3 protein-coding genes and 1 pseudogene are annotated in these 2,829 nt (G+C 72.3%); 2 read left to right on the forward strand and 2 right to left on the reverse strand.

The genetic code is table 11. The features are described from left to right. The coding region (locus tag ACWDX9_RS62100; protein ID WP_449973246.1) for a low temperature requirement protein A at window positions 1-923 on the reverse strand (923 nt) is incomplete at its 3' end. A gap of 2 nt (window positions 924-925) precedes the next feature. Beyond that, window positions 926-1,540: a 30S ribosomal protein S4 gene (rpsD, locus tag ACWDX9_RS62105; protein WP_449973248.1), complete on the reverse strand. Its 615-nt coding sequence runs from the start codon at window positions 1,538-1,540 to the stop codon at window positions 926-928. Between the two features lie 68 nt (window positions 1,541-1,608). Between rpsD and ACWDX9_RS62110 the strand changes: the two genes are divergently transcribed. Then, window positions 1,609-2,310, forward strand: coding sequence for a DUF2470 domain-containing protein (locus ACWDX9_RS62110; protein ID WP_449973247.1), 702 nt, complete (start codon window positions 1,609-1,611; stop codon window positions 2,308-2,310). 71 nt (window positions 2,311-2,381) lie between these two features. After that, window positions 2,382-2,829, forward strand: a pseudogene (locus ACWDX9_RS62115) (hypothetical protein); the annotation flags it as partial.

Raw genomic sequence — 2,829 nt, forward strand, 5'->3', positions numbered from 1 at the left:
GCCGCGGTCGCGGTGATGCCCGCGGTCATCGCGAAGTGCGCGGGCAGCGCCACGTACGCGCGCAGCCCCCGCTCGGCCGCGCCCGGCACCGCGCTCACGCCGTACTGCAGGGTCAGCCACCACAGCGAGACGATCAGCCCGAACCCGGCCACCGCCGCCAGACCGAGCTGCAGGTCCCAGGAATGCCCGGAGGAGGCCATCACGACCTGCATGACGGCCTCGCCGAGCACGATGATCACAAACAGGCCGAGCCGCTCCCCGAGATGAGCGGGGTCGAGCACGGCGGCCTTGACCCGCGCCGCCGGGCGCACCACCGGCCCGTCGCCCCTGCGCCGGTCACGCTGCTCCAGCCGCTGCGCCTGCCGCAGGGCCTGGTGCTGCATCTCCTTGATCAGGCGCTCCGGCCTGCGGCTCTGGAGCACGGAGAAGATCAGGTCGAGTACGGCGCCCAGCCCCCACAGGAAGTAGCGCGCCGGGCCATGGACGCCGATGGAGGCGAACCACGGGATCAGGCCCGCGCCGAGCTGGGCCGCCGGCCACGCCGTCAGGATCGTGCCGGCGCGCTGCAGGGTCTGCGAGGCGCCGATCCTGCAGGTGATGTAGGCGGCGATGAACCAGCCGTCATGCGTGTCGCCGGTCCCCTTCAGCACGTGCGCCACGTCGGGCGCGGCCGCGGCCATCACCGCGATGCCGAACATGCCGATCAGCATGCCGCGGGTGCGGGTGCGCTCGGCCTCGGCGTTCGAATAGAGCGTCAGCGTCGTCCACACGCTCCACACGGCGTAGTAGAGCACCGCGAACAACGCGACGTTCTCCCACGTGGGGTGCTCCAGCCGGTGGGCCAGCTGCGCCACCGCCACGACGACCACCAGGTCGAAGAACAGCTCTAACCAACTCGCATGACGCTCTACCGGTTCGCTCACGGCTAACGAGAATAGAACTCCACGACGAGCTGCTCCTCCACGGGGACCACGATCTGTTCGCGTTCGGGGCGGTTCACCAGCGTGAACGTCAAATTGGCGTGATCCACGGAGAGGTAGGCCGCGGTGCGCTCGTCGGCGTACACGCCTTCGGCGGCGGCCACGAACGGCTGCATCCGGCGGGAGCGCTCCCGCACCGTGACCACCTGCCCGGGCCTGACCAGGTAGCTGGGGATGTCCACCTTGCGGCCGTCCACGGCGATGTGGCCGTGGTTGACGTACTGCCGCGCCGCGTAGATGGACGGCGCCAGCCCGGCGCGCAGCACGAGCGAGGCCAGGCGGCTCTCCAGCAGCGTCACCAGCTCGGCGCCGGACGCGCCCGACTTGCGGACGGCGAGGTCCCAGTAGCGGCGCAGCTGCCGCTCCGACACGTCGTAGTACCAGCGCAGCTTCTGCTTCTCCATCAGCCGCAGCCCGTAGTCGCCGGTGCTGCGGCGGTTGGTCTTGCGGCCGTGCTCGCCCGGCGGATAGGGGCGCTGCTCGAAGTAGCGGACGGCTTTCCTGGTCAGCGGGACGCCCGCGCGACGCGACAGTCGCACCTTGGGACCGGTGTAGCGCACGTTCACCTCAATGTGATTAGGTAATCCTTACTTAGGGAAGCCTAACCTATCATTGAAACGGAGGGCCCATGCTGCCGATCCCCGAGCGGGTCCGCACCCTCGCCGCGACCGCGAACGTCGCCAAGCTGTCCGTCGACGGAGCGTCCTCGCCGGCCCGGGGAGGCGTGGACGAGCGCGGCCGGCCCGTGCTCCTGGTGCTGCCCGGCGAGCCCCTGCACCCCTTGCGCGAGGACGCCGTCGTGGCGGTGAACCTGACGGCGATGCGGCAACTGGGCGACGCCATCCATCCGCGCGGGCTGCTCGAGGTGCAGGGGTGGGCGGAGGCCGTGCCGGAGAGCGAGGCGCGGGGCGCGGCGGTCGCGGTGGCCGCCCACAGCGCCGACGAGAGCCTGTTCGACGCGCTCGAGCGGTTCGGGGAGCGCTCCGCGCCCCGGCTGCTGCGGCTGGACGTGGGACAGGTCGTGTACCTCACCGGGCAGGAGTCGGGGCTGCTGGACGCCGACGACTACCTGGGCGCGGCGCCGGACCCGCTGGCGGAGACGGCCGAGCGGGTGCTCTCGCACGTCAACGCCTCGCACCGGGCGCAGCTCACCGCGGGCGTGTCCCGGCAGCTCGGCGAGGAGGCCGGCGAGGTGTGGCTGTGGGAGCTGGACCGGTTCGGGGCGACCGTACGGGTGGACGAGGCGCTGATCCGCTTCCCGTGGCCGACCCCGGCCCGCTCCGGCCTGTGCCTGGAGACGGCGCTGCGCGGGCTGCTGTGCTCCTGTTGATGATCACAATTATCTCTCCGATTTGTCCGGATCGGCCCTGGCACCGGTGGCACCTCTCTAGCATTTGAGGCGTGACCGGCACGGAGCGATCATCGGAGCCCGACCCGTTCGCCGACGAGGGCGGGCGGCGAGGGCGGATACTGATGATCGCCGGCGCGCTGGTCGGCACGCTCATGCTGGCCTCGGCGGGGATTCTGGTGGGCGGGGCGTCCACCGCCAGGCGGCTGGACGCGGTCGACTGGCACCGCACCGGCCCCGGCGCCCGTGACGGCTCCATCCCGGTCGCCACCGAATCCCGTCTCCGCACCGCGCCCACCACCCTCGGCCCCTCCGCGTCCCCGGCGCGCTCCCCCTCCGCGCGCCCGGCGCACTCCGCCGCCGCGCACCGCCCCACCCCCAGAGCGCACCCGACTCCACGGCGGACGAGCTCCACGCGGCCGACCCCCGCCTCGGTTTCTCGCACGCCCACCCCTGAGCCGGCCACGGCCTCCCCAGCGGTGCAGCCGACCCGGTCGTCCG

Source organism: Nonomuraea sp. NPDC003201, assembly GCF_053590415.1.